This is a genomic window from Paenibacillus sp. BR1-192, from assembly GCF_029542445.1.
GTDB classification, from domain to species: domain Bacteria; phylum Bacillota; class Bacilli; order Paenibacillales; family Paenibacillaceae; genus Paenibacillus_AQ; species Paenibacillus_AQ lautus_A.
In genome coordinates this window covers 6,597,412-6,622,693 of sequence record NZ_CP120718.1, presented here as the reverse complement: position 1 = coordinate 6,622,693, position 25,282 = coordinate 6,597,412, and the positions used below count along the sequence as shown (strand labels likewise).

Sequence of the window (25,282 nt, the reverse complement as noted above, 5' to 3'; positions counted from 1 at the left end):
TTGTCAGCACTTGAAACCGCGAATATCCCGTCAGGCCCCTCATATAATGTACCAAACTATCCACACAGTAGGGAGGCGGGAGCGTGCACGATTACATCAAAGAGCGGACCATTAAGATCGGACGCTGTATCGTGGAAACGAGGCATACGGTTCGAACTATAGCCAAAGAATTTGGCGTGTCGAAGAGCACGGTGCATAAGGACTTAACCGAACGTCTGCCGGAGATCAACCCGGACCTGGCGGATCAGGTAAAGCACATTCTCGAATACCACAAATCCATCCGCCATCTGAGAGGCGGAGAAGCTACCAAGATCAAGTACAAAAAAACCGGCAGCAACCGTGAACCGGTGGCCACGGCAAAATCCTGATTTTTTAGGGCTTTGGTCGCTAGATTGGCGTTGAATCCCTCCCCTAAAGTATGATATGTTAAAAGCTGGTATAGGATCGAAATATGGGACCTGTTTTGCCGAAGATCATCATCGATTGCTAGATTATGTCGAAGGGTGGTACGGTACAGCGAACAGACTCTTTTACCATAAAATAACACTTTGGGGGCTTTTCATGATGTTGAGCAAGGATATTGGAATCGATCTCGGAACGGCGAACGTGCTCATTCACGTAAAGGGGAAGGGGGTAGTGTTAGACGAACCTTCCGTTGTCACTATTGAGACCGACACCAAACGAGTCCTTGCCGTCGGTGAGGAAGCACGGCGCATGGTCGGGCGTACTCCCGGCAACATTACGGCGATCCGCCCGCTGAGGGACGGGGTCATCGCCGACTTCGAAATTACGGAAGCGATGCTGAAGTACTTTATTGATCGCGTGGGCGCGCGCAGTTGGCACAGCCGGCCCCGAATCCTGATCTGTGCACCGACGAACATTACTTCGGTGGAGCAGAAAGCGATCCGGGAAGCGGCTGAGCGCAGCGGCGCAAGGGATGTGTTCCTGGAAGAAGAACCGAAGGCGGCGGCAATCGGCGCAGGAATGGATATTTTCCAACCGAGCGGTAACATGGTCGTGGACATCGGGGGCGGCACCACGGATGTGGCCGTCCTGTCCATGGGCGATGTGGTCACCGCTTCTTCGATTAAAATGGCAGGGGACAAGTTCGACGAGGCGATCACGAAGTACGTGAAGCATAAATATAAATTGCTGATCGGGGAACGGACGGCAGAAGATTTGAAGATGGCGATCGGAACGGTTCGCCCGGGCGGCAGACAGGCTGAGATGGACATTCGCGGACGCGATATGGTATCGGGATTGCCGTTTACCGTAACGGTGTCGTCAGAGGAAGTGCAGGAAGCTCTGTGGGATCCCGTGTCATCGATCGTGCTCGCAGCCAAATCCGTATTGGAGCGTACTCCGCCCGAGCTGTCGGCGGACATCATCGATCGCGGCGTTATTCTAACGGGCGGCGGCGCGCTGCTTCATGGATTGGACGAGCTGTTGACGGACGAGCTTCGGGTGCCGGTGCTTGTCGCTGAAGATCCGATGCACTGTGTGGTTAAAGGAACGGGAATTATGCTGGATAATTTGGACAAGGTCGTTAAGAAAAAGTTCTAACCTTCCGATATAGATGATAGGACAAGTTGAATATGGAGATGAACCGTAGCGTTTATCGACTAAGGTTCTTATGATTCGTTAATGGAAGGGAAGTGCCTTCATTGTTAAGAGGTCTATATACAGCCGCTTCAGGGATGATGACCCAGGAGCAGCGACATAATACGGTGACGCAGAACATCGCCAACGTTAACACGACAGGTTATAAGGCAACGAACAGCGTACAGCGCTCGTTCCCTGAAGTGCTGGTCTCCATGATCGGCGGCAACGAGTCGTCGAATGCGGGACGGAAGCTGGGTAAGTTCAACACGGGCGTATACGCCGAGGAGAGCATTTCGCTCTATACCGAAGGTGCGCTCCGGGAAACGAACAAGACAACGGACTTTGCGCTGGTATCCTCGTTTACGGTACAGAATCCGGCAACGGGCCAGGCTTATCCGTTTGATGCTTCGGGCAGATTCGTGGATGAGAACGGCGAGGTGATTTACCGGCCGGAAGGATTTTTCACGGTTCAGAACGAGAACGGAGATGTCCGGTACACCCGCAACGGCAGCTTCCGGGTCAGCCCCGAAGGCAACCTGTTGAGCGAGAGCGGCTATAAGGTTCTGGATAACAATAACAGACCGATTGTATTGACAGGTCCGGCGAGTGACTTTACAGTGAATGAGCAAGGAGAAATCATGGACGCCGCTGGCAGAGGGACGGGCATCATTCTCGGCGTCAGCATCGTGAGCCAGCCTCATGGACTGATTCGAGAAGGGCATGGCGTGTTCCGCATGGCTGATCCGGACGGTGAAGTGCGTTTTATGGCGCCGGCCGATAACGGAGTGGTCCGACAGGGATTCATCGAAGGGTCCAACGTGGATCCAACGCAGTCGATGGTGGAATTGACCGCTGCGCTGCGCGCGTATGAAACGAATCAGAAAATCGTTCAATATTACGACAGAACGCTGGAGAAGGCGGTCAATGAGATTGGCCGCGTCTAAGCTAACGTCTGTAAGCAGGTAGGCAGCACATTGCTGCCGAAATAATGGGAGCCCACGGGAGGTAAGTAATGAACAACTCGATGATAAGCGCCATGGTGTCGATGAATGCCCTCCAGCAGCGATTGGATGTCATTGCGGACAATATGGCAAACGTCAACACGGCTGGTTATAAGAAAAAGGAGGCATCCTTTGAGGATGTGCTGACACAGGTTCAGGGCCATCACAAGGATTTCGACCGAACGGGCCGTGCGACGCCGCTTGGCTATACACTCGGGTACGGCATGAGATTATCTTCCGTTGTGCCAAACATGGAGCAGGGCGCCATGAAGGAAACCGGCAACCCGCTCGATCTGATGATTGACGGGCAAGCCATGTTTGCGGTTCAGGGAGACGGCGCGATCGGATATACCCGTGAAGGCGGGTTCCATGTATCCCCGGACGCCCGTAATCCGAACAATCTGCTGCTGGTCAATTCACAAGGCTATCCTGTGCTTGACGTGAACGATAATCCGATTTCTCTTCCGGCCAAAGGGAAAGTTGCCATCAATGAGAGAGGTCAGATTATCGTGGAGACCCCAACGGGTGGCCGTACGGCTCCTTATGCCACCTTGAAGCTGGTTGAGCTTGAGCGTCCGGAGGGACTGGTCGCTGTAGGGGATAACCTGTTCGTCTTAGGGAATGGTTTAGCGGAAGGCGACGTATTCGATACGACGCCGCCTGCTCCGGGCGAGCCTCCTAAATCCAAGGTGCTGTCCGGGTTTGTGGAACAATCCAACGTGAACCTGACCGATGAATTGACCAAGATGATGGAAGTTCAGCGGGCCTACCAGCTGACGGCACGCGCGCTTAGTTCCAGCGATACCATGATGAACCTTGCCAACACAATGCGAGGGTAGGTGGGCATCATGAGTGAATCAAACGCCAAAAAACGCTCCAAGACATCCGGATGGAAAATCGCCGTCCGTATCATGATTCCTGTATTGCTCGTACTGGCATTATTCGGGGGCATGGTCTTCGGATATGTTGTCCTGGGGGATCAGGAGCTTAGTGAAGTGTTTGAATGGGGCACATGGAAGCATGTTTTTGATTTGATTTTCGCACCGTGATGAAGGTCGGGGTGACATACAACGTCGTTGATAAGATGCCGAACTCCCTGTAAGGGAGTTTTCTTTTTTTAGGGTTAAACGGTATAATGGGATGGGACTTGCGTATTAACTTTGTCATTTCATGACAATGGACGGATGTATATAAAATAACCCCACAAAGTGGAGCCTATGCTGCGATGCTTATTCCAAATACTTTGCGGGGACCCCAAAAAACTTGTAAAAGGGCTCTCTCCTCGTACACGGAATGTCCGAAGGAGAAAGCCCCTTATCTGAAACCTTCACTTCTGCAGCGGTGAAGGATATCCATCATTTTTTCCGCAACTCCTTCTTTTTATGCAAATGATCCGAAATTCGTTAAAGAACCTCGAAGATGAAGCATGATACAACCATCAGCAATACCTTCCGCTGCTTGAGAAAGCGGCATAGCGGCGCAACTGGAACGAACTCCCCTTTTCAAACGCTATGCTTGGCGGGTACGTACATAAGGAGGATTTAATACTATGTTGAACATCAAACAGATCCAAGAGATTATTCCGCATCGTCCCCCGTTTTTGCTCGTCGATAAGATCGTGGAGATCGAGGATGGCAAACGGGCGGTCGGCATCAAGAACGTGACGATCAACGAACCGTTTTTTGTCGGGCATTTCCCTGAATATGCCGTTATGCCGGGGGTCCTGATTGTAGAAGCTTTGGCGCAAGTCGGCGCTGTGGCGATTCTCAACGTAGAGAGCAATCGGGGCAAGCTCGGCTTTTTGGCGGGCATTGACGGTTTCCGTTTCCGTGGACAAGTGGTACCGGGAGACACGCTGCGCTTGGAAGTCGAGATCATTCGCCTGAAGGGCATGATCGGCAAAGGGAAAGCGACCGCAACGGTGGATGGACGCGTAGTGGCCGAGGGAGAAATTATGTTTGCTCTCGCGGATAAGGAGTAATTTTCAGACTATTCTTGTTTGGATGAGGAAGGGAGACTTTTTTTCATGTCAGAGATGAGTCAGAGAACAATCGATACGGTACAGCGTTGGTTGAATGATCCTTATGTAGATGAGGAGACGAAACAGGAGCTGCGTTCACTCGAGCACGATGCCAAAGAGCTGGAAGAGCGGTTTTATCGTGATCTGGAATTTGGAACGGGCGGTCTGCGCGGCGTCATCGGTGCAGGCAGCAATCGGATGAATAAATATACGGTAGGTCGCGCAACGCAAGGCTTTGCGCAGTATATTCTGGAGGCTCACGGCGATGCGGAAGGCAAGCCTTCCGTTGTCATCGCCCATGATTCCCGGCATTTCTCGCCGGAGTTTGCGTTGGAGGCTGCTTTGGTTCTGGCCGGCAACGGAATTGTAGCCAAGCTGTACCCCTCCTTGCGTTCTACGCCGCAACTGTCATTCAGCGTGCGCCACCTGGGCGCTACTGGCGGAATTGTCATCACGGCAAGCCATAATCCGCCGGAATATAACGGCTATAAGGTGTACAACCGTGAAGGCGGCCAGTTAGTGCCGGACGAAGCGGAGAACGTGATTGCCCGGATTCAGGAGGTGGATTCTTTCTCCGCCGTGAAAAGGCTGTCGCAGGCGGATGCCGAGGCTCAGGGTCTGCTGGTTTGGCTGGGCGAAGCGGAAGATCAGGCTTTTGTGGATACGGTGACTGATATCAGCGTGAATCGGGAGCTTATCGCGTCCAAGCTGGGCGAGGATTTCAAAATCGTATTCACGCCGCTGCATGGAACTGGGCAAGCCCCGGTCGAGCGGGTGCTTCGGAACATCGGCTTTAAGCATATCCATGTCGTTCCTGAACAAGCCCAGCCGGACGGCAATTTCTCCACCGTGAAATCTCCGAATCCGGAGGAACGGGAAGCGTTCACGCTTGCGATGAAGCTTGGCGAGGAAGTGGGAGCCGACATTTTGATCGGAACGGATCCGGACGCAGATCGCATGGGGGCCGTCGTGAAGAACGCTCAGGGCGAATACGTCGTGCTGACAGGCAATCAATCGGGCGCGATAATGATCCACTATTTGCTGGGTCAATTGAAGGAAGCGGGCAAGCTGCCTCATAACGGTGCCGTCATCAAGACCATCGTTACGAGCGAGATGGGAGCGGCGATTGCGGAACATTATGGTGCCGCCGTGTTGAATACATTGACGGGCTTCAAGTACATTGGCGAGAAAATGACCCAGTTCGAGGAGTCCGGCAGCCATACGTATCTGTTCGGCTATGAGGAGAGTTACGGCTATTTGGCAGGCAACTATGCCCGCGATAAGGATGCCGTGCTGGCCTCGATGCTGATATGCGAAGCCGCCGCCTACTATAAAGGACAAGGCAAGACGCTGTACGATGTGCTGCAGGAGCTTTACGAGCAGTTCGGTTATTTCCTCGAGACGCTGGAATCCCGGACGCTCAAAGGCAAGGATGGCGTTGCCCAGATTCAAGCCAAGATGTCCGATTGGCGCGACAATCCGCCCCAGAAGGTCGGGGGCCAAACGGTTAAGCAGGTCCTTGACTATGCGGAGGGCTTGGACGGATTGCCGAAGGAAAACGTGTTAAAATATTTGCTTGAAGACGGTTCTTGGTTCTGCCTGAGACCTTCGGGCACCGAGCCGAAGATCAAAGTGTACTTTGCCGTGTGCGGCGAATCTCTCGCCGATGCGAAGGCCAAAATTCAATCGCTCTCGGATCAAGTCATGGCCCGGGTAGACGCTTAACCATAGATACATTTTAATGAGAGAAGAGAACGAAGGGGATTTACGATGGTTGCGCAAGGCATCAAATTGCCGTTGCCCTCCATCGTAAATCCCCGCAGGTTCGATGAGGAGGTACTTTCGTGGTTCAGAAATGGAAACGCTGGAACACGGCAGCCCGCAAGTGGCTGTGGATTCTGGTTGTTCTTGGCGTTGCAGCGGCCCTGCCTGTAGGTTATGACCGACTGCAAACAGAATCAACATCAAAGAACGTTGAATTGGTGTTTGATTATCGGGATTTGTTGGATGTCGCGGTGTATCAATCCAAGCCGCAGGATTTTATATCCGAGCAGCTGGATCGCCTGAAAGAAGCTGGCGTGATCAGTATGGCGATTTATGAAAGCACGCTGGACGAGCTGGCGAAATCGCGGCGGATATCGGTATATGACGGGCAGCAGGTCGCCGATCTGACAGGTACGACGGTCTCCCCGAACGAGAATTTTACGTATGTTGCATTCCTGAACGAGGAAAGCGCAGCTTTAATTAAACCCATCATTCAAGATACGTTCACGAGACTGGGGATTCCGGTAAGATCATGGCAGTTCGATCGCGCAGTGGACGGATTGGTGCTGGAAACTCCGCGTTCCAATGCGGTCATTAAACCGTTGTCTCCAGACCCGATTACGATCAGCATGCTGAGGGAGAAGGGCTTTAACATTGTGCCGCGTCTGTCGGACAGCCTTCCGTATGATCAGGCTTACATGGAGAAGCTGATGGCGTACTTCGCGGATAACGGCGTGAAACGCATTCTGTTCGAAGGGGATTCCGCCAGAGGTTTTAATGATCAAGCCGACATGAAAAGCCTGGATTCCTTTGGCCAACTGTTGAACGAACATGGGATCGGCCTCGTGGCGATTGAGAATATCAAGCGTCCGCAAAAAGGCTTTACGAAACTTGCCTATTTAACGGATTACAACGTAACCCGTATTTATTCCTTAAGCGAGCGGGATGCTAATCTGGAGCCCGAGGTTATCGGGGACCGCTTTGCCCTGGCAACCAAAGACCGTAACATTCGGATGTTCTATTTGAATGCAGAGCCGAGCCGGGATATGACCAAGGCTACCGTTACGCATCCGCTCGACAATCTGATTGACAGTTTGACCGGATCGGGCCAAGCCATCAAGCAGATCGAGGACAATGGCTTCACCATGGGTCCTGCAGAGCCGTTTAAGGTAACCGACTCGTCCTTGCAGCGTTACTTCAAGCTTGGGGCGGTCGTGGGAGCCATCGCGCTGATTTCGCTCATGATTTCCTATTACATTCCGTTCTTGACGATTGCAGCCTTCCTGATCGGGCTCGTGGGCAGCGCCGGATTGTATGTTCTAAAGCCGACATTGCTTGAACAAGCCTTGGCTTTATTTGCCGCGATCAGCGCTCCAACGGTTGCCGTCATATTGGCCATTCGCAAAGTCAATGAAACGCAGAAGAGCATTCCGGACATGAGTCCTGGCAGAAGAATGACCCATTCGATCGTATTGCTGGTCAAAACCTCGATTTTGTCGCTTGCGGCTGTACCGATCGTTGTTGCGTTATTGAACAATGTGACCTATATGCTCGTGCTGGATCAGTTCCGTGGCGTGAGCTTGCTGGCTGCAGCTCCGATTGGACTTATTGCGATCTACGTGGTTCTATATCGCGGAGGATCGACTTACAGCGCAATTCTGAAGCTGCTTAAAGCACCGATCTCGTTGACATGGGTCATCGCAGCAGGGATTGTGGCCATTGTTGGCTGGTACTATCTCACCCGTACAGGTAATGCAGGGTCCGTATCTTCGATCGAAATGACATTCCGTACATTCCTGGAAAATACGTTTGGCGTACGTCCGCGTAACAAGGAATTCTTGCTTGCCCATCCGATGATGGTACTCGGCGTGTTCCTGTCATTTAAGTATCGTCATGCCGTATACCTTCTCATTATCGGCGTGATGGGGCAGCTGTCGATGGTCGGAACATTCACGCATATTCACACGCCTCTTTATATTTCGGCGATTCGCGTCGTATTGGGCCTTGGACTCGGCCTGATCATCGGATTGATCGCGATATTGGTATGGCAAGTGGCAGAAAGGATCTGGAAACGATGGTCTCCACTTCTAAGACAATAGTCATTTCCGGATATTACGGATTTAAAAATAGCGGTGACGAAGCGGTGCTGAAATCGATTCTGACCGCATTAGAGCAGGAAGGACAGGCAGCGGGGGTCGATATCAACCCCGTTGTGCTTTCCATTGATCCGGAATGGACTTCGGCTGCCTACGGGGTTAAATCCGTTCATCGGATGAAGCTCGGTGAGGTTCGACAGGCGATCAAGGACAGCGACGGCTTGATCAGCGGCGGAGGAAGCCTGCTGCAGGATGCTACCAGTCCGAAGACCATTCCTTATTATCTGGGCGTTCTCAAGATCGCGCAGTGGCTCGGTAAACCGACGTTTATTTATGCCCAAGGCGTTGGCCCGGTGAACCGTAAACTGTTTTATCCGATGATTCGCTCGATCTTCCGTAAATGCACGTATATCTCGGTGCGGGACATGCAGTCGGGCGAACTGCTTCAGTCCATGGGAATATCGGGGGAAGCCGTGCACGTCGTGCCGGACCCGGTAATGGGGTTGCCGCTGCCGGCCGGAGAGGGTGTCCATCGGGATTCCCACCCGGGATCAGCGTTGAAAGAGAATGAAGCTGCACTAGTTTCTTCTATAGAAGAGCAGCACGAATCATCCGAAGAACCCGTAAAGCCATCCTCGTCATCAAGCGGAGACACGAAAGGCTCTCTGCCGGTCATCGGCATTTCGGTTCGGTATTGGCATCCGGAACGAAAAGAGCTGAAGGCTGTAGCGGAAGGTTTAAAGGCGTTGGCCGGACAACGACCGGTGCATCTTCGCTTTCTTCCTTTTCATCAGCCGGATGATATTGAGGCTTCGCAGTTTATAGCGGATGCCATGGGCGATATCTCCAAGAATGGCTCTGCCTTGAGTTTCTATCGCGATGAGAAGCAGCCGCAGGACATGCTGCGCGAGGTTAGCCGTTGTGATATGATATTGGGCATGCGCCTGCATAGCCTGATCTATGCCGCGAATCAGAGCGTGCCGCTGCTCGGAATTTCTTATGATCCGAAAATCAACCACTTCTTGAAGCGGCTTGGCAGCGAGCCTGTCGGAAGCAGTGAATCTCTTGACCCGAACGTATTAAAGGATCAGATGCTGAAGCTGTTGGACGATGCAGCGGCATGGAAGGCGGAGCATGGCGAGCAGATTGCCGTGCTGAAACGCGAGGCTGCCATGCCTGCACGCCATATTGCCCAATATTTACGCCATAGAGGATGATAAACATGAAACAGACCTATCCATTTCCTACCGTATCGGTATTCGAGATTCCTTTTTCCAAGCTAAGCATGAAAGATACGGTGAAATACCTGACAGAGGCTGTGCAGTCGGGGCAGCCCCATCATGTGATCACGGCGAATCCGATCATGGTGATGACGGCCGTCAACAATCCGGAGTATAAAGAGATGATGCAAAGCGCTGAAATCATCGTTCCGGACGGCACCGGAATCGTCTGGGCCGCCGGTGTGGGCGGCGATCCGTTGGAGGGACGCGTAACCGGCTTCGAGCTTTTACATGAATTGTTGAAGGTCGGGGAAACCTATAGATGGAAGTTCTTTCTGCTGGGAACTACCGCCGAAGTGATTCAGGAAGCTGCCGAAAGGTTACAAATGCAATATCCGGCTGCAATTATATGCGGCTGCCGGGACGGCTTTTTTGGGCCTGATGAAGATGCTGCCGTCATCGAACAGATACGGGCGGCTTCACCGGATATTTTGTTTGTGGCGCGCGGTGCGGATAACCAGGAGCCTTGGATTGCCCAGCATAAACAGTCGCTCCAGGTTCCGGTCGTGATGGGCGTCGGGGGATCGTTCGATATTATCTCCGGCAAACTGAAGCGGGCACCGAAGGTGTTCCAAAAGCTGCGTCTCGAATGGTTTTATCGCCTTCTGAAGGAGCCCACCCGTTACAAAAGAATGCTTGCGCTGCCGAAATTCGTAGTGAAAGTGCTGCGCGAGAAAGAAAACGTAACGAAATCGAGCTAAATGGCTCATTTCTGTGGGTAAAATCCGGGAAATCACCGGAAATTGGCATTGGTTTTCGGACCCGAAGGGAGTATAATTCAACCGGTAGACTTTTATTGGGGGTCGAATGATTACATGTTAATGATATACATCATCGGGTTTATCGTATCGCTGGCGCTCGCTCTGCTCTTAACGCCGCTTGTAAAGAAGTTTGCGGTTAAGATTGGTGCCGTTGACGTTCCTAACGCCCGCAAGGTTCATACCCGGATCATGCCCCGACTCGGGGGACTCGGCATTTATCTGGCTTTTATTCTTGGACTGATTGCGGTTCTTCCTTTTTTGCCGGATAGCCTGTCGCCTCGTGATGCCAACTTCATGAAGGCATTTCTGATCGGCGGTTCCATGATCGTATTGATCGGAGCCTTGGATGATCGATTTGAACTTTCGGCCAAAGTGAAGTTTTTGGCTCAGATTGCAGCTGCTTGCGTGGTTGTATTCGGATTTAATATTACCGTGGACTTTGTAAATATACCGTTCCAGGACCGGTACTCCATGCTGGAGAGCTGGGTATCGATTCCGCTTACGATTTTCTGGATCGTCGGCGTAACGAACGCGATTAATTTGATTGACGGGCTCGACGGACTTGCAGCAGGCGTATCCGGCATTGCGATCGGCACGATCCTGGTCATGGCCGTCTTGATGGGCAACACGACCGTAGCCCTGCTCTGCCTGCTGCTCCTCGGCAGCATTATCGGGTTCCTGTTTTTCAACTTCCATCCGGCAAAGATTTTCATGGGGGATACGGGGTCATTATTCCTTGGATTCAGTTTGGCCATGCTGTCCCTGCTTGGATTTAAGCAGATTGCGATTGTATCCTTTATTACGCCGCTGATCATTATCGGCGTTCCGCTGTCGGATACGTTCTTCGCGATCATTCGCCGCAAAATCCAGAAGAAACCGATCTTTGCTCCGGACAAGGGCCATTTGCATCACTGCCTGCGCGAGCTTGGATTCAGCCATCGCCAGACCGTGTTGATCATTTACGTCATTGCCGCGTTTTTCGGCGTATTGGCCGTCATTCAATCGTCGGCTGCCATGTATGAAGCGAACTGGGTGACGTTTGTGGTTATCTGCGTCATGATGTGTTTCATGCAGATCGGTGCCGAAGTCATCGGACTGGTCGGCAAGACCAAACGGCCGATTCTCGGGCTGATTAACCGGATGCGGATGAAGGCAAATCCCGAAAGCCGCACCAAATAGAACTTATTCTTTTTCATTATGAGTCCGGTACGGACATGCCAGCCTCGCCCAAAAAGGGTGAGGCTTTTTTGTGCTTTTTTCTAAATAATTGAATGTCTGGGACCGATATATATGGAAGCAAGGTAACGAAAAATAATACCAAGGGAGAGATTGAACTAATATGCAGCGTATGAAACGATCGATTGTGTGGTTGATGCTGTCGGCTATGCTGGGTACTCTGTTGCCTACGGGCTTAGATCGCCCAGCCCATGCGGCACCGTCTGCAGCAACCTACTTTATTCCAGATATTGTTGAATTTAGAAATACAGCCTTATTGACGACTGAACCGGGAGCTTCCCAAATTACACGGGAGAATGTTTATAAGACAAATAACCCGGCATTAACAATCACGGGAACGTATTCTCATGTGTCGAAGGACACCTTATCGGTGAAGATCGAGCAATTAACCTCTGTACCTGTCGTAGGAGGGGGCGTACGATGGGTAACTGACAGTACAACGGCTATAACAGCCCCGGTAACAGCTGATACCAATTCGACAAATAAATATACCGCCAGCAACATGACGCTCTTCTCTGGTTTCAACAAAATCACGTTTAACGGTTTGCAAGGCAACGTGGAGCGGTCGGATACGTTTTATGTTTTGTATGACAAAGTTCCCTTCCTTGAGAATCTGCAGCTAATGGGTAGTGGCTCGACGCCAATTAACTTGAATGAAGGCACTCACGTTGTTGTTACTAATCAGACGGGTACCCTTCAGGGGAGCGCAAAGAATGCCACACAAGTCACAGTAGCATTGAACGGTGCTACAGCACTCATGTCTTCCCTATTGGATGATGGAACATTTTTTACGCCTGCCTTGAATTTTAAACCTGGGCTGAATACCATTGAGCTTGTTATTCAGAATGCTTCCGATTCGATCAAAATCACGCGAGGCGTTTACTATTTTGATAAAAATGAACCTTTTACAAACATTGATGTGGTCCACGGGGGAAATAAGTACCCTGCAATCGGAAAGACACCTACGCTGACAAATCCAGCCACTGACGCTTCATTAGAGGTTGAAATTCTCGTGCCGTATCATTCTGATGCTTTTGGAGGTAAGGCTACCTATAGTCTTGCAGGCCAACCTCTGGTAACCGTATCAACTGGAGATGTAATCAGTGAGATTATAATTCCTGGACCCAATGGAGTTACTCCGGCATACCGACTGGTCAAATTCAAGACGCAATCATATACGGTTGCCTCCGGGAGTCAATCCGTCAATCTAGTTGTCACTTATGATACGTTCTCATCGGCTTACAATGTTAATTACAGACACCTGCCTAATGAGACCGTCATTATAGGAATGGACATGCTTCCTGGTTATAATGGATCTGACAATGTTTCCGGAGTAACTCGGATTCCTCTGCAAGGATCCCAGACCGAAAAGGCGGATTTCTACATCGTAGTTAAAGCCGATAAAACGCCAACAAGTGTCCTGGAAGCCAAATACTTGCCACTAGGAACAAATCCTTTGAATATTACCAGAGTGAGCCCACAACCGCCGGGACTCTCAGCTAATGAAGAAGTTTATCGCATTACGGGTTTCTCCAATGGACAACAGAAAGTTGGCTTCAACTATATTGGCTCAACAGCCATTTTTACAGCCGATATTTCTTATGTATCGAAAAACTACATTTATGTTGCGAATCTTCAAGATGGGCAGACCTACTCATTTGATTCACGATTGACACACTCACTAAATGTGACCGGTGAATATATAGGGTTTGAGAATATTAATAGCCCCCATTTTAATGCACAGGTGTTTGTGAACGGCTTAAATATGGATCCGAATCCAAGCAGTCCTGGCAGTTGGCTGACGATCAGTCAAGGGAAGGCTACATTTAATCTGAATTTCCAGATTGACGCTGCAGGCCACTCGTCTACGGTGAAAACCGAATTGTGTTCACTGGGACCGCAACAGATGGCGCAGGTAATACCCGCGAAATTCGCAAGGAACTTAGAATCTATATCATTGATACAAACATTTCAACCATTTCTAAGTTTATGCCAACCCTTTCTGTTTCAACCAGAGAACCATTTGATTCGGGAAATCCTGGTGTATATCCTAATGATAAAATGAATCGGATTTTCTCGGTCACTCCTGATTTTGTATGGAATAATGAGAAATATGTAACGAGTCAGCACAAGTATGATCTTGTATTGCGTGGTAATGGTGCATCCACACTGAATGTGTATTCGGGATCGCAGTTGTTCTTTACCAAAGAGATTAAAACCAGAGATTCATTTGAGCATATTCCATCGTCTGTATTTAATTATAATGGCAAGGATTACACTTACAGTTTTGCTGGAGATGAGAAGGATTTCATTCTCCGTATTGAGGATATTCCATTTGAACAACCTGGAAGTCATGTTTATAACTTGGAATTGATTAATGGTACGGGGGCGCGCACGACGCAACGTTTGGAGATTATCCGTGAGGTAGTCCCATATCGAATTCTTGCGCCTCAGCCCTCAGTCGGTGATCAAATCGTTGTGAATAAGAACTTTGTGAGATTCGACATTGAGGCTGAAGGAGCAACGGAGGTTCTGATTGGAAAAGAATCGGCTGTAAAGCGTACAGATCTAAAAGACCGATTTGTCCTGGATTACATTGGTCTGAAAGCTAACAAATCAAACAAAATCGATATTCAGGTTGTTCGTCCAGGAGGGACAATTAAGGAATCCGTCTATGTATACTACACATCTTCGGTAACTGTTGATTCGCAGTTTATGGCAGAGAAGGTCGCGAACAAGTATTCGGTCTTTAATAAGAAATTAGAACTGTCATTCCCGAAGGGGACCGTTTTACAGTCAGCGAATATGACAGGTTCTGGTGTTACGAAGTTCTATCCGGATAACAAAATTTTATTTGGGATTGCGGATCCAAGAGACGGTGTAGTAGAGAGACGCAACGATTATGGAAATATTATAAATGTAACAACGGATGATCGGACACCGGGAGGATTAAATACAATAACCATACCTGAATATCTGGTGCAGCGGTTTAACTCTACGGCAAATACAAATAATTTCTCGCTGGTATCCAATATTTATTGGGTTCACGGTGGTGTTGGAGAACAGAATGATCGAGGTCAGAATGGTTATAAACCTGGAACCAATGGTTTGGCTCCCTATTCTATAGAAGGAAACTTCACAGAGTATACGCCTGACCGAAAAATTGTACCTTCCCTGCGTGGAGAATTGACCCTGTCATTTGACGGTAACATTGTAGATGAGGCTGGGACAACGGTTACCGTATTCCGCTACACAGATAACGGACAATGGGAGAATATTGGCGGTGAGGTCGATACGAAGAACAACACGATTACAGTTTCCTTTGATCAGTTTGGTTATTATAAAGTAATGAAGATGCGTCTTGGATATAGCGATATTACGAATCATCCGTGGGCACGTAATGTTCTGAATGCTCTTTACTCTAAAGGAATCATGAACAACCTTCGCTTCAGCGAATTTGGGGCGGATGACCAAACAACTCGAGGAGAATTTGCCATGCTTCTCGTTAAAGGCTTGGATCTCCCGCTCAATTATGATAATCAGCCCACCTTCGTTGATATCCAACCGGGTACTGGAACAACAACTTGGACCTATGCTCATATTGAGACGGCTGCAAGAGCCGGAATCATTCAAGGCTTAGGTGATGGATATTTCGGCGCAACACAAAAAGTAACAAGAGAACAAGCAGCTGTCATGATTGCACGAGCCTTGCAATTAAAATTAGCAGCAAATGACAACAAACTAGGAGACACGCTCTCCAAATCGTTTGCAGACGCCTCAAGAGCAGATTTCTACGCTCGTCCTGCGATTGTAGCCGTATCAAAGGCGAAAATCATGGAAGGCAGTCCATTTACAGTAGAAGGACAGAAGAAACCTCTGTATAATTTCAATCCGAAAGGAAATCTTACCCGTGCAGAAGCAGGGAAGATCGCCGTTGAATTGCTGAAGAAAAGTACAAGTTTATTCCCTAAAAATTTGAGTTAGTGGATGAATGAAACTGCTCCTGACGTAGAACATTCTGCGGCAGGAGCAGTTTGTTTTTCCTAGTTAGTCAGCAGTTACCAATATCTATTGTTTTGTAATTTCATGTAGAATACGCTACAATAGCGGAAGCACATACTATTTTTAGAGGGTGAAGATGAATTTATGAAGCCGATATTATCAAAAGCGCAGCTCGACTACATGAAGGCGAAGACCAAGTTCGAGGAAAAAGCCAAAGTGATGGAGAAGAAGATTGAGCTGGCTCGTGCCACTCATGATGAGATAACTCAGGAAGTCATGGAGGGACTCGTTGTTGAGACAGGCTTTCATGATTCATTTAACGAAATGACAGCGGCTGAGAATGCGTTGATCCAATGGTCACATACTACAATTAAACATGATAAGACATATCGTACGAATAAAGCGGAGATCGATCAGATGTACAGCACGCTGCATAGCAACCCGGAGATGCGCGCGCGGATTATCCAACTCGCTATGAAGATTCGCTAGCATTCTACAAAGGACGCCGATAAGGCGTCTTTTTTGTTGTCGCAATATGTAAATGGGGCGCTGTTATAAGAAGCAGAGAAACTTCGAAAAAATTTTTTAAAAAAACTTTGCAACTGCCGCAACTTTTTGGAAAATCAAACGTTTATAATGTAGAGCCCAACGAGGTAACCAAGATTATCCGATGCAAGAAGATTGTCTATTAATTAGAAAAATGTTCTTTACGGTGTTGGGGACTCGTTGTATAATACCTAGGTAGGATTAGGAATCTATTCTAGTATGTAGTGTTCTCTCGTTAACAAGATTCTGTGATATCGTCACAGACATCATTTATGATTTATGCTCAACTCGGGAAAGGAGGTGCAGGACAAATGAGTGATAAGAGCTACCAAATTAAAGAAAATAATCAAGTGATGATTCAAGGAGGAGAAAAAAAGGTTATGAAGAAAATTTTATCCGTAGCACTGTCTACAGCAATGGCATTCTCCATGTTTGCTTCTGTTGCATTCGGTGACGACGCACTCAACACTCAACAGAAATTTGATGTACTGAAAGAAAAAGGGATCTTCACTGGTTATCCAGACGGAACTGCTGGCCTGGACAAAGAAATGACTCGCGCTGAGTTCGCTAAAGTCCTGGTTGGTATCATGGGTCTTGAGCCAATCGAAGGCAAAGCATCTTTCAAAGACAAAAACTACAAAGCTGACAAATGGCCAGCTCCTTACGTAGAAGCAGTTTACGCTGCAGGTCTGATGGAAGGTAAAAACACAACGAAAATGATCTTCGACTTCAACGGTAAAATCACCGTTCAAGAAATGGCGAAGGTTCTCGTTACTGCACAAAAACTCGAAATCCCAACTGAAACGAACAACAACGCTTCTGACTGGGCTAAAGGTTATGTGCAAGCAGCAATCAACGCTGGTCTGGTAGACGCTAAAGCGAACCCTAAAGCGAACGCTTCCCGTTCCCAACTGGTTGACGTTGCTTACTCCATCTACCTGGCTCAACAAAAACCAGCTGTAGTTTCCTACAAAGTATCTGAAGAAGGTAAAGTAGTTGAGTTCACGCTGGCTAACAATGAAGTTGTGAAAGTAACTTTGGAAACTGCTTTGAAAGCTAACGTAGCACAAGACGTTAAGTTTACACATAACAACTACGAGTACACACATAACGTAACTTGGGTTGTGACTGTAGCTACTAAGATTGACTCTGTATCTGCTTCCAACCTGAAAGAGATCGTTGTTAAATTTGACGGTACTGTAGACCGTGCTAGTGCTTCTAACGAAGATAACTACACTGTAAAAGGTGAACTCGATATCGAAGAAGCTGTTGTAGCTGACGATAACAAGTCCGTAACATTGTTACTTAATGCTGGAGACAGCAACAGACTTGTTAACCAAGTGGAAACAGAATTGACTGTTAAAAATGTTAAGAACGAAGACAAATCCAAGACATTCGAACAAACAATCAAATTCACTCCAGTAGATGTAGCTATCCCTGAAGTGAAAGAAGTTGTAGCTCTTGGTACCGGTGCGTTCAAAGTTGAATTCAGCGAACCAGTTAAACAAGCTGGAGCGATTATTACTAACAACTATCGTATCGATGGTAAGGTAATCGGCGCTACTGTTGAATATCAATACCCTAACATTGCTATCGTAAGCACTCCACTTGCAGTTGGTGAGCATAAACTTACTGTTAGCAATGTTGAAGATTACTCTGGTTTGAAAGTTGCTCCAGTTGAGAAAACCTTCACTGTTGTAGAAGACACTGAGGCTCCAACTGTTGCTTCAATCAAAACAAATGATCTGAGAGAAATTACAATCGAGTTCAATGAAACAGTTAAGAGTGTAGATAAAGTTTACGCTAACACAACTGGTAACACGGGCACAATTGGCAAGCCGCGTGACAACAAAGTTACTGTGACTTTTGCTAACCCATTGAACCTGAACGAAAACACAATCTACATCGAAGGTGTAGCTGATTACAGCGGTAACAAAGCTAACCGTGATGCAAAAGTAAACCCTACTTTGGATACTGAGCGTCCAACCGTTGTTAAAGCTCAATTGAAACAACAAAAGAACAATACCAACCATGAGCTTGTTATTGAGTTCAGCGAGAATGTAGATGCTCCTTCCGCTCAAACACGCGCTAACTACGTCTTGAAAGATAAAGACGGAAAACCTGCTAAAGCTGTAGGTTTGGACAACAATGGTAAACCAGTATTGGCTCCAGTATACAATGCTAACAGCCGTACTGTAACAATTGACTTGGCTAGCAAATTGGATAACGGAACATACACGCTCGAGGTTTCCGGTGTGAAAGACAGAGCTTACGTTCCTAATCAAATGCTTCCATTTACTACAACTGTTGATTCTAATGTAGCGTCTGAAGGTCGAGTTCAACGTGTATGGCAAGTTGACTCCACAACTTCTAATGAATCTTACATCTTTGTTCAATTTAACAAAACACTTGCAACTAGCGGTGTAGGTGATGCAACTGCTAAAGCTAAGTACAAAGTGAACGGTGTTAATTTGGACAGCGATGACAACGTAATCCTCTACACTCCTGACACTGTACGTATCTCTGTAGCTCCTAAAGTAACAGCTGCAAACGTTACTATCAACCTTGTGTCGGATGTTGATGGCAAATTCATCACTAACGCAGCTGGTGACTATGTGTTCACTGAAACGGTAGGTCTAGCTGCAGTTGGTCTGAAAGCTAACGAAGATGTCGTAGCTGAAAGCAATGAAACTGTTAAACTCGTATTTGCAGGTCCATTGTCTTATGTGAATGTTTCTGACTTCCGCGTTACTGCAAACGGCTCTACTTACTATGATCCAACTAGTTACACTTTGAGTGCTGATAAAACAACTTTGACATTGAACTTTGCAAACAAACTTCCTGCAGATCTTCAAGGATACAAAATTTACACTGGTCAAACACCATCTACCCAAGATTCGTTCGGTACTCGTATCGCTCAAATCAACGGAGTAACTGTTGTTGACAAGGTAGCTCCTGAAGCTAAAGAAGAAGGCTTCCATATTAAAACTGCAACTGGTGCTACTTACGACATCGAAATCATTACTACTGAGACTGTTAGCACAAACTCTGCTGCTGTAACAGATGCATTTGTTAAAGGTCTGTTTACAGTTAAAATCGGTGGAAATGATGCCGTCGTTAACACTGTTGCATATAGCGCGAACAAAATTACGTTGAATGTAACACCAAAAGCTGGAACAACTCCAGCTGCTACTGATGTAGTATCTGTAGTGTTCGATGGCGCTGCTAACTCTGGTGCAAAAGCTGTTGTTGACTGGAACAAGAACGCTTTGAAAACAATCAACCTTGCAGCTCAATACCAAAACATCGACTAATTCTAGTTTCTACATGAACCGAATCCTCAACCGAGGATTCGGTTTTTTATTAGATTTTCTTGGAGGTAAATGATGAAACCAGTAAAACGAATTGGGATCATAGTAATGTTATTAGGCTGCATGTGGGTTTTCAATAATCTCAACACCCCCGCCGATGGCGCAGGCACCACCCCAGGCACCACCGACGACCCGGTCGTCACCAAAAGCTACGTAGACCAACAAATCCAGCAAGCACTCAATGGAGGTGGTGGAGGGAATACCAACCCAACCAATCCTACACAACCATTCCAAGGTGCCGATGAAGTGAAGAACGTGGCGCTGAAGCCAGGCAAGATTCTAATCGCCGATGCAGGTACGGAGTTCATCGTGCGTTCAGGCAATGCTGTGATCTACACAGAAGTCGCTAGCGGCGTTGCGGATCTGACCGATGGTAAAGACCTGTTAAACGGCGAAACGGCGCCTAAGAACCATCTGCTTTCCTTCCCGCGTGAAGGTCGCGGTATCCAGGTGAAAGAAGGCCAGACAAGCAATCTGATTGTCATGGTACGTGGCGGTTATACCATTAAATAGTGTCAGCAACTAGGGGCGGTTAGCCCCCTGTTAATATTGCCTCTTCCACCAAGTACGTGATGACTAGGTATAATCCTCTTATAATTATTGCCAGTTGTGACAACGTTTTATACGTGTGAGTGCTTTGAAATCGACTCATACTACTTCTGTAAAAACCAATACAGGAGGTGTATTTTCATGGCACGCAGCAGTCGTAATCGTCAAGTGGTTCCGGAGAGTCGTGAAATGCTGAAGCAAATGAAATACGAAATCGCAGCAGAGTTTGGATTACCGGTGGGATATGGCAGCAGCTCGTATGGAGCAGATACGGAATTCGGTTCTGAGCTTGGAGCCATCGGAGGAGGTTCCTCCAGCCGTCGTGCTGGATGGGGGCATCTGACATCCCGCGAGAACGGATCCGTTGGCGGAGAGATCACGAAGCGTTTGGTTCAGAACGCCGAGCAAAGCCTCTTCGGCAGACTGTAGTCATTTTTCGATATAAGATGGAACTTATTCTTGAATAACATCCGATTGAAAAACCCAAGAAAATCCTTGAAAAACAGCTCACTAACTGGATTGACACCTGGTAACAAATAAGTTAATATGCATGTTGAGGATTGTACATTTCAAACCTTTTCCTGTCGGAAAAGGTTCATTTTTTGTGTAGGACCTCTTGATATATCACATACTATTCATATGGGAGGTTGATCTCATGTCTTTAACAGGGCGACGTTTATTTACATCTGAGTCCGTAACTGAAGGACATCCGGATAAAATCTGTGACCAGATTTCTGATGCGGTACTCGATGCTTTTTTGGCTAACGATCCGAACGCACGCGTAGCTTGTGAAGTTTCCGTTGCGACTGGTCTTGTTTTGGTCATTGGTGAAATTAGCACTAAATCTGAATACGTGGATATTCCATCCATCGTACGCAATACCGTGAAGGAAATCGGGTATACCCGTGCTAAATACGGTTTTGATTCCAATACATGCGCGGTGCTGACATCGCTGAATGAGCAATCGGCCGATATTGCACAGGGGGTAAACGCTGCACTGGAGAATCGTGATCCTTCCCAAGTGGACAAGGAAACCGAGAACATCGGTGCTGGTGACCAAGGTCTGATGTTTGGTTTTGCAACCAACGAGACGCCAGAATTGATGCCTCTTCCAATTGCATTGTCTCACCGTATCGCTCGTCGTTTGTCCGAAGTTCGTAAAGACGGTACGCTGGATTACCTGCGTCCGGACGGTAAAACTCAGGTAACGATCGAGTATGACGGCAATACGCCGGTCCGCGTGGATACGATCGTGGTATCGACTCAACATGCCGAAGAAGCAACACTGGAGCAAATTCAAAAGGATATTAAAGAACAAGTCATTCTTCCTGTCGTACCGGCTGAATTGCTGGACGCAGAAACTAAATACTTCATCAACCCTACCGGCCGTTTCGTCATCGGTGGTCCTCAAGGCGATGCTGGTCTGACAGGCCGCAAAATCATCGTGGACACCTATGGCGGCTACGCTCGTCATGGCGGCGGTGCATTCTCCGGTAAGGATCCTACAAAAGTCGACCGTTCCGCTGCTTACGCGGCGCGCTACGTAGCTAAGAACCTGGTTGCCGCAGGACTCGCGGACAAGTGCGAAATCCAATTGGCTTACGCCATCGGTGTCGCTAACCCAGTGTCGATCAGTGTCGACACATATGGTACAGGTAAAGTAAGCGAAGAGAAGCTGGTTGAGCTTGTGCGCAACAACTTTGACCTGCGTCCGGCTGGAATCATCCGCATGCTGGATCTTCGTCGTCCGATCTACAAGCAAACGGCGGCGTACGGACATTTTGGACGTACTGACCTGGATCTGCCTTGGGAACGCGTTGACAAAGCCGAAGCGCTGAAAGAACAAGCTGGCGTAAACTAAGGTATTTTTAAGATATGTTCCGGATATAAAGTTTAGGCATGTGCCATTCCATTTTTCTTTTGAAAAAGGCACATGCCTTTTTGTGCTATAAATCCTTTCAAGATGTAGTGATGAAACTGGAGATGAATTTAAGTTTATGACAAAAATGCAATAATTACAAAGCCGATGCCTATTATAAGCGTCGGCTTTTCTTGATTAATAAATGGTAATATAGGAATATACTTTATGACAAACTAGTTACTGTTAGATGAAAATATAGTAACATAGGATTGATTTACATAGGCTCCTAAAAAATGCCGCTACAATTTTGCTAAGACTTGGTGTACGATACGCGAAAGTGTTTTTTTTATAACAAATTCGTAACTTTTCCTCAAAAATGAAGTCTATTAAATAGAGACTTTATATGTTCGGCATCCGTGTTGAACGAGAGATGGGAGAGTTACGATTACATGGTTAGTCAGGGGAAAACACTGAAGTCTGCAAAATCAGGCGTGGGCAAGAAATGGTTGATTATCACATTGGCCGGGGTTATCTGGGTGGGCCCTGTGCTGAGCAGCGGAATACCGGTGATAGGAAATCTATCAACTTCCCCGGTAGCATACGCGGCAACCACATCAGCGAAGAAGCTGGGTGAGGAAATCATTACGTCCGGCGCGGTTTTGATGAAGTATCAGTATACCAACAGTGCCGGCGCGAAATCGCTGGCGAATGTCATCCGGGTGGATCTCAACAACAAATATGTGAAGCTGGATGTCATGACAGGGCAAGGCAATCAATTTACAACAAGACAAAGCACGGGCGGAATGGCGAAGGAAAATGGTGCAGTAGCAGCGATCAACGGGGATTTCTTTAACACCGGCAGAGAAGGAGCCCCGATGGGCGCTCAGGTCTCGAATGGTCTTTTGATGTCGTCGCCTTCGGATCTTAAAGGCATGTATGCTTTTGCCGTAACGAATGACGGAAAGCCGATCCTGGACGAGTTTGCTTTTTCGGGAAGCATTACCGCCGAGAACGGAACGACATTCCCGCTGGCAGGCATGAACAAAACCGCATACACGCCGGAGGGAACCGGATCGAACTATAGCCATGTGAACGCAGCTTATATATACACAAGTGCATGGAAGGCTCTCGAGCGTCCGAAAAACAGCTCTAGCACACCGACCGAAGTGATGGTGACCGACGGAGTTATTACGGATATTTCGGTGATGGCCGGAATACCTTCGGCAGTTCCGGAAGGAAGCTACATTCTTCGTACGCATGGCGCCGCAGCCGAGTTCGTGAAGAACAACCTGGCCGTAGGCCAGAGGTTAGAAGCGGATTATGCGCTCGTATCGAAAAAGACCGGTCAAAAGCTGGATCCTACGAATCTGCAGATGATGATTGGCGGCCATACGATCCTGGTGGATAACGGCAAAGCGACGTCCTTTTCAAGAAACGTGAATGATCTGGGAGGCAATCGTGCGCGTACGGCGGTGGGTTACTCCAAAGACGGACGTTACGCCTACCTGATCGCCACGGAGAGCAACGATAACAGCAAAGGCATGACGCTGCAGCAGCTACAGGATTTCATGACGAAGGTTGGCGTATGGAAGGGAATGAACCTCGACGGCGGCGGATCGACCACGATGGTCAACCGTCCATTAGCCGAGATGAATACCCAGCTGACCTTCAACACGGAGTACGGGACGACGCAGCGAAGCATCGTTAATGCACTCGGCGTGTTCTCCACGGCGCCTAAAGGCAGCTTGAAGGGCTTGAAGGTAAGCGGCAGCAATACACTGCTGATCGGGCAGATCGGAACATATCAACTCAAAGGCTACGACACCTACTATAATCCCATTGAGGCTGGCTCGATTAAACCGACCTGGAAATCCAGCAATGGCAACCTTGCGGTTAACGGCCAAAGCATAAAAGCGACGAAGCCGGGCACATCGACCCTGACGGCGGTAAGCGGCAGCACCAAAGCGACGATGCAGGTCAAGGTGCTGGGTGCGGATGATCTCGTTGCCTTGACTACAGGCGTTTCCAGTGCACCGCTGCAGGCTGGAACGAGCGTTTCCGTACCGGTAACCGCCGTAACGAGCAACGGCCAAAGCTTGGAGGTTCCAAGCAGTGCGCTGAAATGGGAGTTTATCGGATTCAAAGGCAGCGTCAAAGACGGCCGCCTGAACGTATCCTCCGTGAACAGCAATACGAAAGTCGGTTATGCCATCGCACGATATGACGGATTTAGCACGGTCGTTATTTTGTCGGCAGCAGGCGAGAGCACGTGGGAGAACTTCGAGAATGTAAATTACCCGGTGAAGTTCACGACCAACGTGCCTGCAGTTACCGGAACGGCAGCGATCCAAAATGGCAGCGGAACAAAGGCAACCTCCAAAGTATTGAACCTAACCTATGATATGACAGGCGGGCTGGGGCAAAAAATGTACGCTTATGCCGAGCTGAATGGCACGACAGGCAAGAGGATTCCTGCACAGGCTACGTCCATGGCAATTGATGTGGAGGGAGATAACAGCCTGAACTGGCTGCGTGCGGAGCTCAAGGACAATAACGGGAAAACCGTGTACGTCGATCTGGCTAAGGCGATTGATTGGAGCGGTTGGAAGACGCTGAGCATCGATTTGAGCGGATATAACATTGCGTTCCCGGCTCAGATGAAGCGGCTGTATGTCGTGAACGTGGAAGAGGGCCAGGACGAGCGTGCATTGACTGGGGCTGTGTCTTTTGACGATATTCGCTTCACGATGCCGTCCCTGTCAGGAAATGAAGGACTTCCAACCGGAAAAGCGGTCATGACCATTGGGCAAAAATCGCTCATGCTGAATGGTTCGAAAGTGGCAATCGATTCCGCGCCAATCCTGAAAAACGGAACGACCTATGTTCCGATTAAGCATGTGCTCGACGCCTTCGGCGGGCAAGCGACCTGGAACCAATCCGCGCAGCGGGTAGGCGTTCTGAGAGGCGGCATGCTCATGGAATTGACGGTAGGCAAAAAGGAATTCATCCTCAACGGTAAACGCAGTTCGGCGGCTGTGGCACCTATGGTTCAAGGCGGTAGGACTTTGGTCCCTCTTCGTCTCGTTTCCGAGCAATTAGGCCTTAAAGTAAAATGGGACAAGAACACGAAGACCGTTACGATCGAATCATGATATGGTATGATATGTATATGAAACGTTAGAAATGGAGTAGA

General features: G+C 48.4%; 19 protein-coding genes. All 19 read left to right on the top strand.

The window, feature by feature from the left end; all coding sequences use genetic code 11:
- The first annotated feature begins 83 nt into the window (after positions 1–83).
- The 19 genes from spoIIID to P0X86_RS30370 all read left to right on the top strand — a co-directional run bounded on the left by spoIIID (position 84) and on the right by P0X86_RS30370 (position 25,241).
- A complete protein-coding gene (spoIIID, locus tag P0X86_RS30460) occupies positions 84–368 on the top strand; it encodes a sporulation transcriptional regulator SpoIIID (protein ID WP_009594246.1) in 285 nt (94 codons plus the stop codon).
- A gap of 196 nt (positions 369–564) precedes the next feature.
- Complete coding sequence (gene mreB, locus P0X86_RS30455) at positions 565–1,563, top strand: rod shape-determining protein (protein ID WP_036660372.1); 999 nt, start codon at positions 565–567, stop codon at positions 1,561–1,563.
- Positions 1,564–1,664: 101 nt separating this feature from the next.
- Positions 1,665–2,546 (top strand): flagellar hook-basal body protein, encoded by an 882-nt coding sequence (locus tag P0X86_RS30450; protein ID WP_277747223.1) that lies wholly within the window; start codon positions 1,665–1,667, stop codon positions 2,544–2,546.
- A gap of 68 nt (positions 2,547–2,614) precedes the next feature.
- Positions 2,615–3,442 carry a flagellar hook-basal body protein gene (locus P0X86_RS30445; protein WP_015737739.1) on the top strand — a complete coding sequence of 276 codons (828 nt, stop codon included), beginning with the start codon at positions 2,615–2,617 and terminating at the stop codon, positions 3,440–3,442.
- Positions 3,443–3,451: 9 nt separating this feature from the next.
- Complete coding sequence (locus P0X86_RS30440) at positions 3,452–3,652, top strand: DNA-directed RNA polymerase subunit beta (protein ID WP_009594210.1); 201 nt, start codon at positions 3,452–3,454, stop codon at positions 3,650–3,652.
- A gap of 500 nt (positions 3,653–4,152) precedes the next feature.
- A complete protein-coding gene (gene fabZ / locus P0X86_RS30435) occupies positions 4,153–4,584 on the top strand; it encodes a 3-hydroxyacyl-ACP dehydratase FabZ (protein ID WP_007133270.1) in 432 nt (143 codons plus the stop codon).
- Between the two features lie 45 nt (positions 4,585–4,629).
- A complete protein-coding gene (locus P0X86_RS30430) occupies positions 4,630–6,348 on the top strand; it encodes a phospho-sugar mutase (RefSeq protein WP_277747222.1) in 1,719 nt (572 codons plus the stop codon).
- A gap of 119 nt (positions 6,349–6,467) precedes the next feature.
- Positions 6,468–8,486, top strand: a complete 2,019-nt coding sequence (locus tag P0X86_RS30425; RefSeq protein WP_277747221.1) for a DUF5693 family protein — start codon at positions 6,468–6,470, stop codon at positions 8,484–8,486.
- Positions 8,462–9,700 carry a polysaccharide pyruvyl transferase CsaB gene (gene csaB, locus P0X86_RS30420; protein WP_277747220.1) on the top strand — a complete coding sequence of 413 codons (1,239 nt, stop codon included), beginning with the start codon at positions 8,462–8,464 and terminating at the stop codon, positions 9,698–9,700. The genes P0X86_RS30425 and csaB overlap by 25 nt, the downstream gene beginning before the upstream one ends.
- Before the next feature lie 5 nt (positions 9,701–9,705).
- Entirely contained in the window at positions 9,706–10,464 is a 759-nt protein-coding gene (locus tag P0X86_RS30415) for a WecB/TagA/CpsF family glycosyltransferase (protein WP_277747219.1), read from the top strand.
- Positions 10,465–10,578: 114 nt separating this feature from the next.
- Complete coding sequence (locus P0X86_RS30410; RefSeq protein WP_009594254.1) at positions 10,579–11,703, top strand: glycosyltransferase family 4 protein; 1,125 nt, start codon at positions 10,579–10,581, stop codon at positions 11,701–11,703.
- A 160-nt stretch (positions 11,704–11,863) separates the two neighbouring features.
- Positions 11,864–13,825, top strand: a complete 1,962-nt coding sequence (locus tag P0X86_RS30405; RefSeq protein WP_277747218.1) for a hypothetical protein — start codon at positions 11,864–11,866, stop codon at positions 13,823–13,825.
- Positions 13,750–15,744 (top strand): S-layer homology domain-containing protein, encoded by a 1,995-nt coding sequence (locus P0X86_RS33215; protein ID WP_347177564.1) that lies wholly within the window; start codon positions 13,750–13,752, stop codon positions 15,742–15,744. The genes P0X86_RS30405 and P0X86_RS33215 overlap by 76 nt, the downstream gene beginning before the upstream one ends.
- Before the next feature lie 162 nt (positions 15,745–15,906).
- Positions 15,907–16,251, top strand: coding sequence for a hypothetical protein (locus P0X86_RS30395; RefSeq protein ID WP_009594240.1), 345 nt, complete (start codon positions 15,907–15,909; stop codon positions 16,249–16,251).
- A 368-nt stretch (positions 16,252–16,619) separates the two neighbouring features.
- Positions 16,620–19,622: an Ig-like domain-containing domain gene (locus tag P0X86_RS30390; protein ID WP_277747217.1), complete on the top strand. Its 3,003-nt coding sequence runs from the start codon at positions 16,620–16,622 to the stop codon at positions 19,620–19,622.
- Positions 19,623–19,694: 72 nt separating this feature from the next.
- Positions 19,695–20,192 (top strand): hypothetical protein, encoded by a 498-nt coding sequence (locus tag P0X86_RS30385; RefSeq protein WP_277749102.1) that lies wholly within the window; start codon positions 19,695–19,697, stop codon positions 20,190–20,192.
- Positions 20,193–20,369: 177 nt separating this feature from the next.
- Positions 20,370–20,657, top strand: coding sequence for an alpha/beta-type small acid-soluble spore protein (locus P0X86_RS30380; RefSeq protein ID WP_015737730.1), 288 nt, complete (start codon positions 20,370–20,372; stop codon positions 20,655–20,657).
- A gap of 226 nt (positions 20,658–20,883) precedes the next feature.
- Positions 20,884–22,089: a methionine adenosyltransferase gene (gene metK, locus P0X86_RS30375; protein WP_009594211.1), complete on the top strand. Its 1,206-nt coding sequence runs from the start codon at positions 20,884–20,886 to the stop codon at positions 22,087–22,089.
- Positions 22,090–22,538: 449 nt separating this feature from the next.
- Positions 22,539–25,241, top strand: a complete 2,703-nt coding sequence (locus tag P0X86_RS30370; RefSeq protein ID WP_277747216.1) for a phosphodiester glycosidase family protein — start codon at positions 22,539–22,541, stop codon at positions 25,239–25,241.
- The last annotated feature ends 41 nt before the right edge of the window (positions 25,242–25,282 follow it).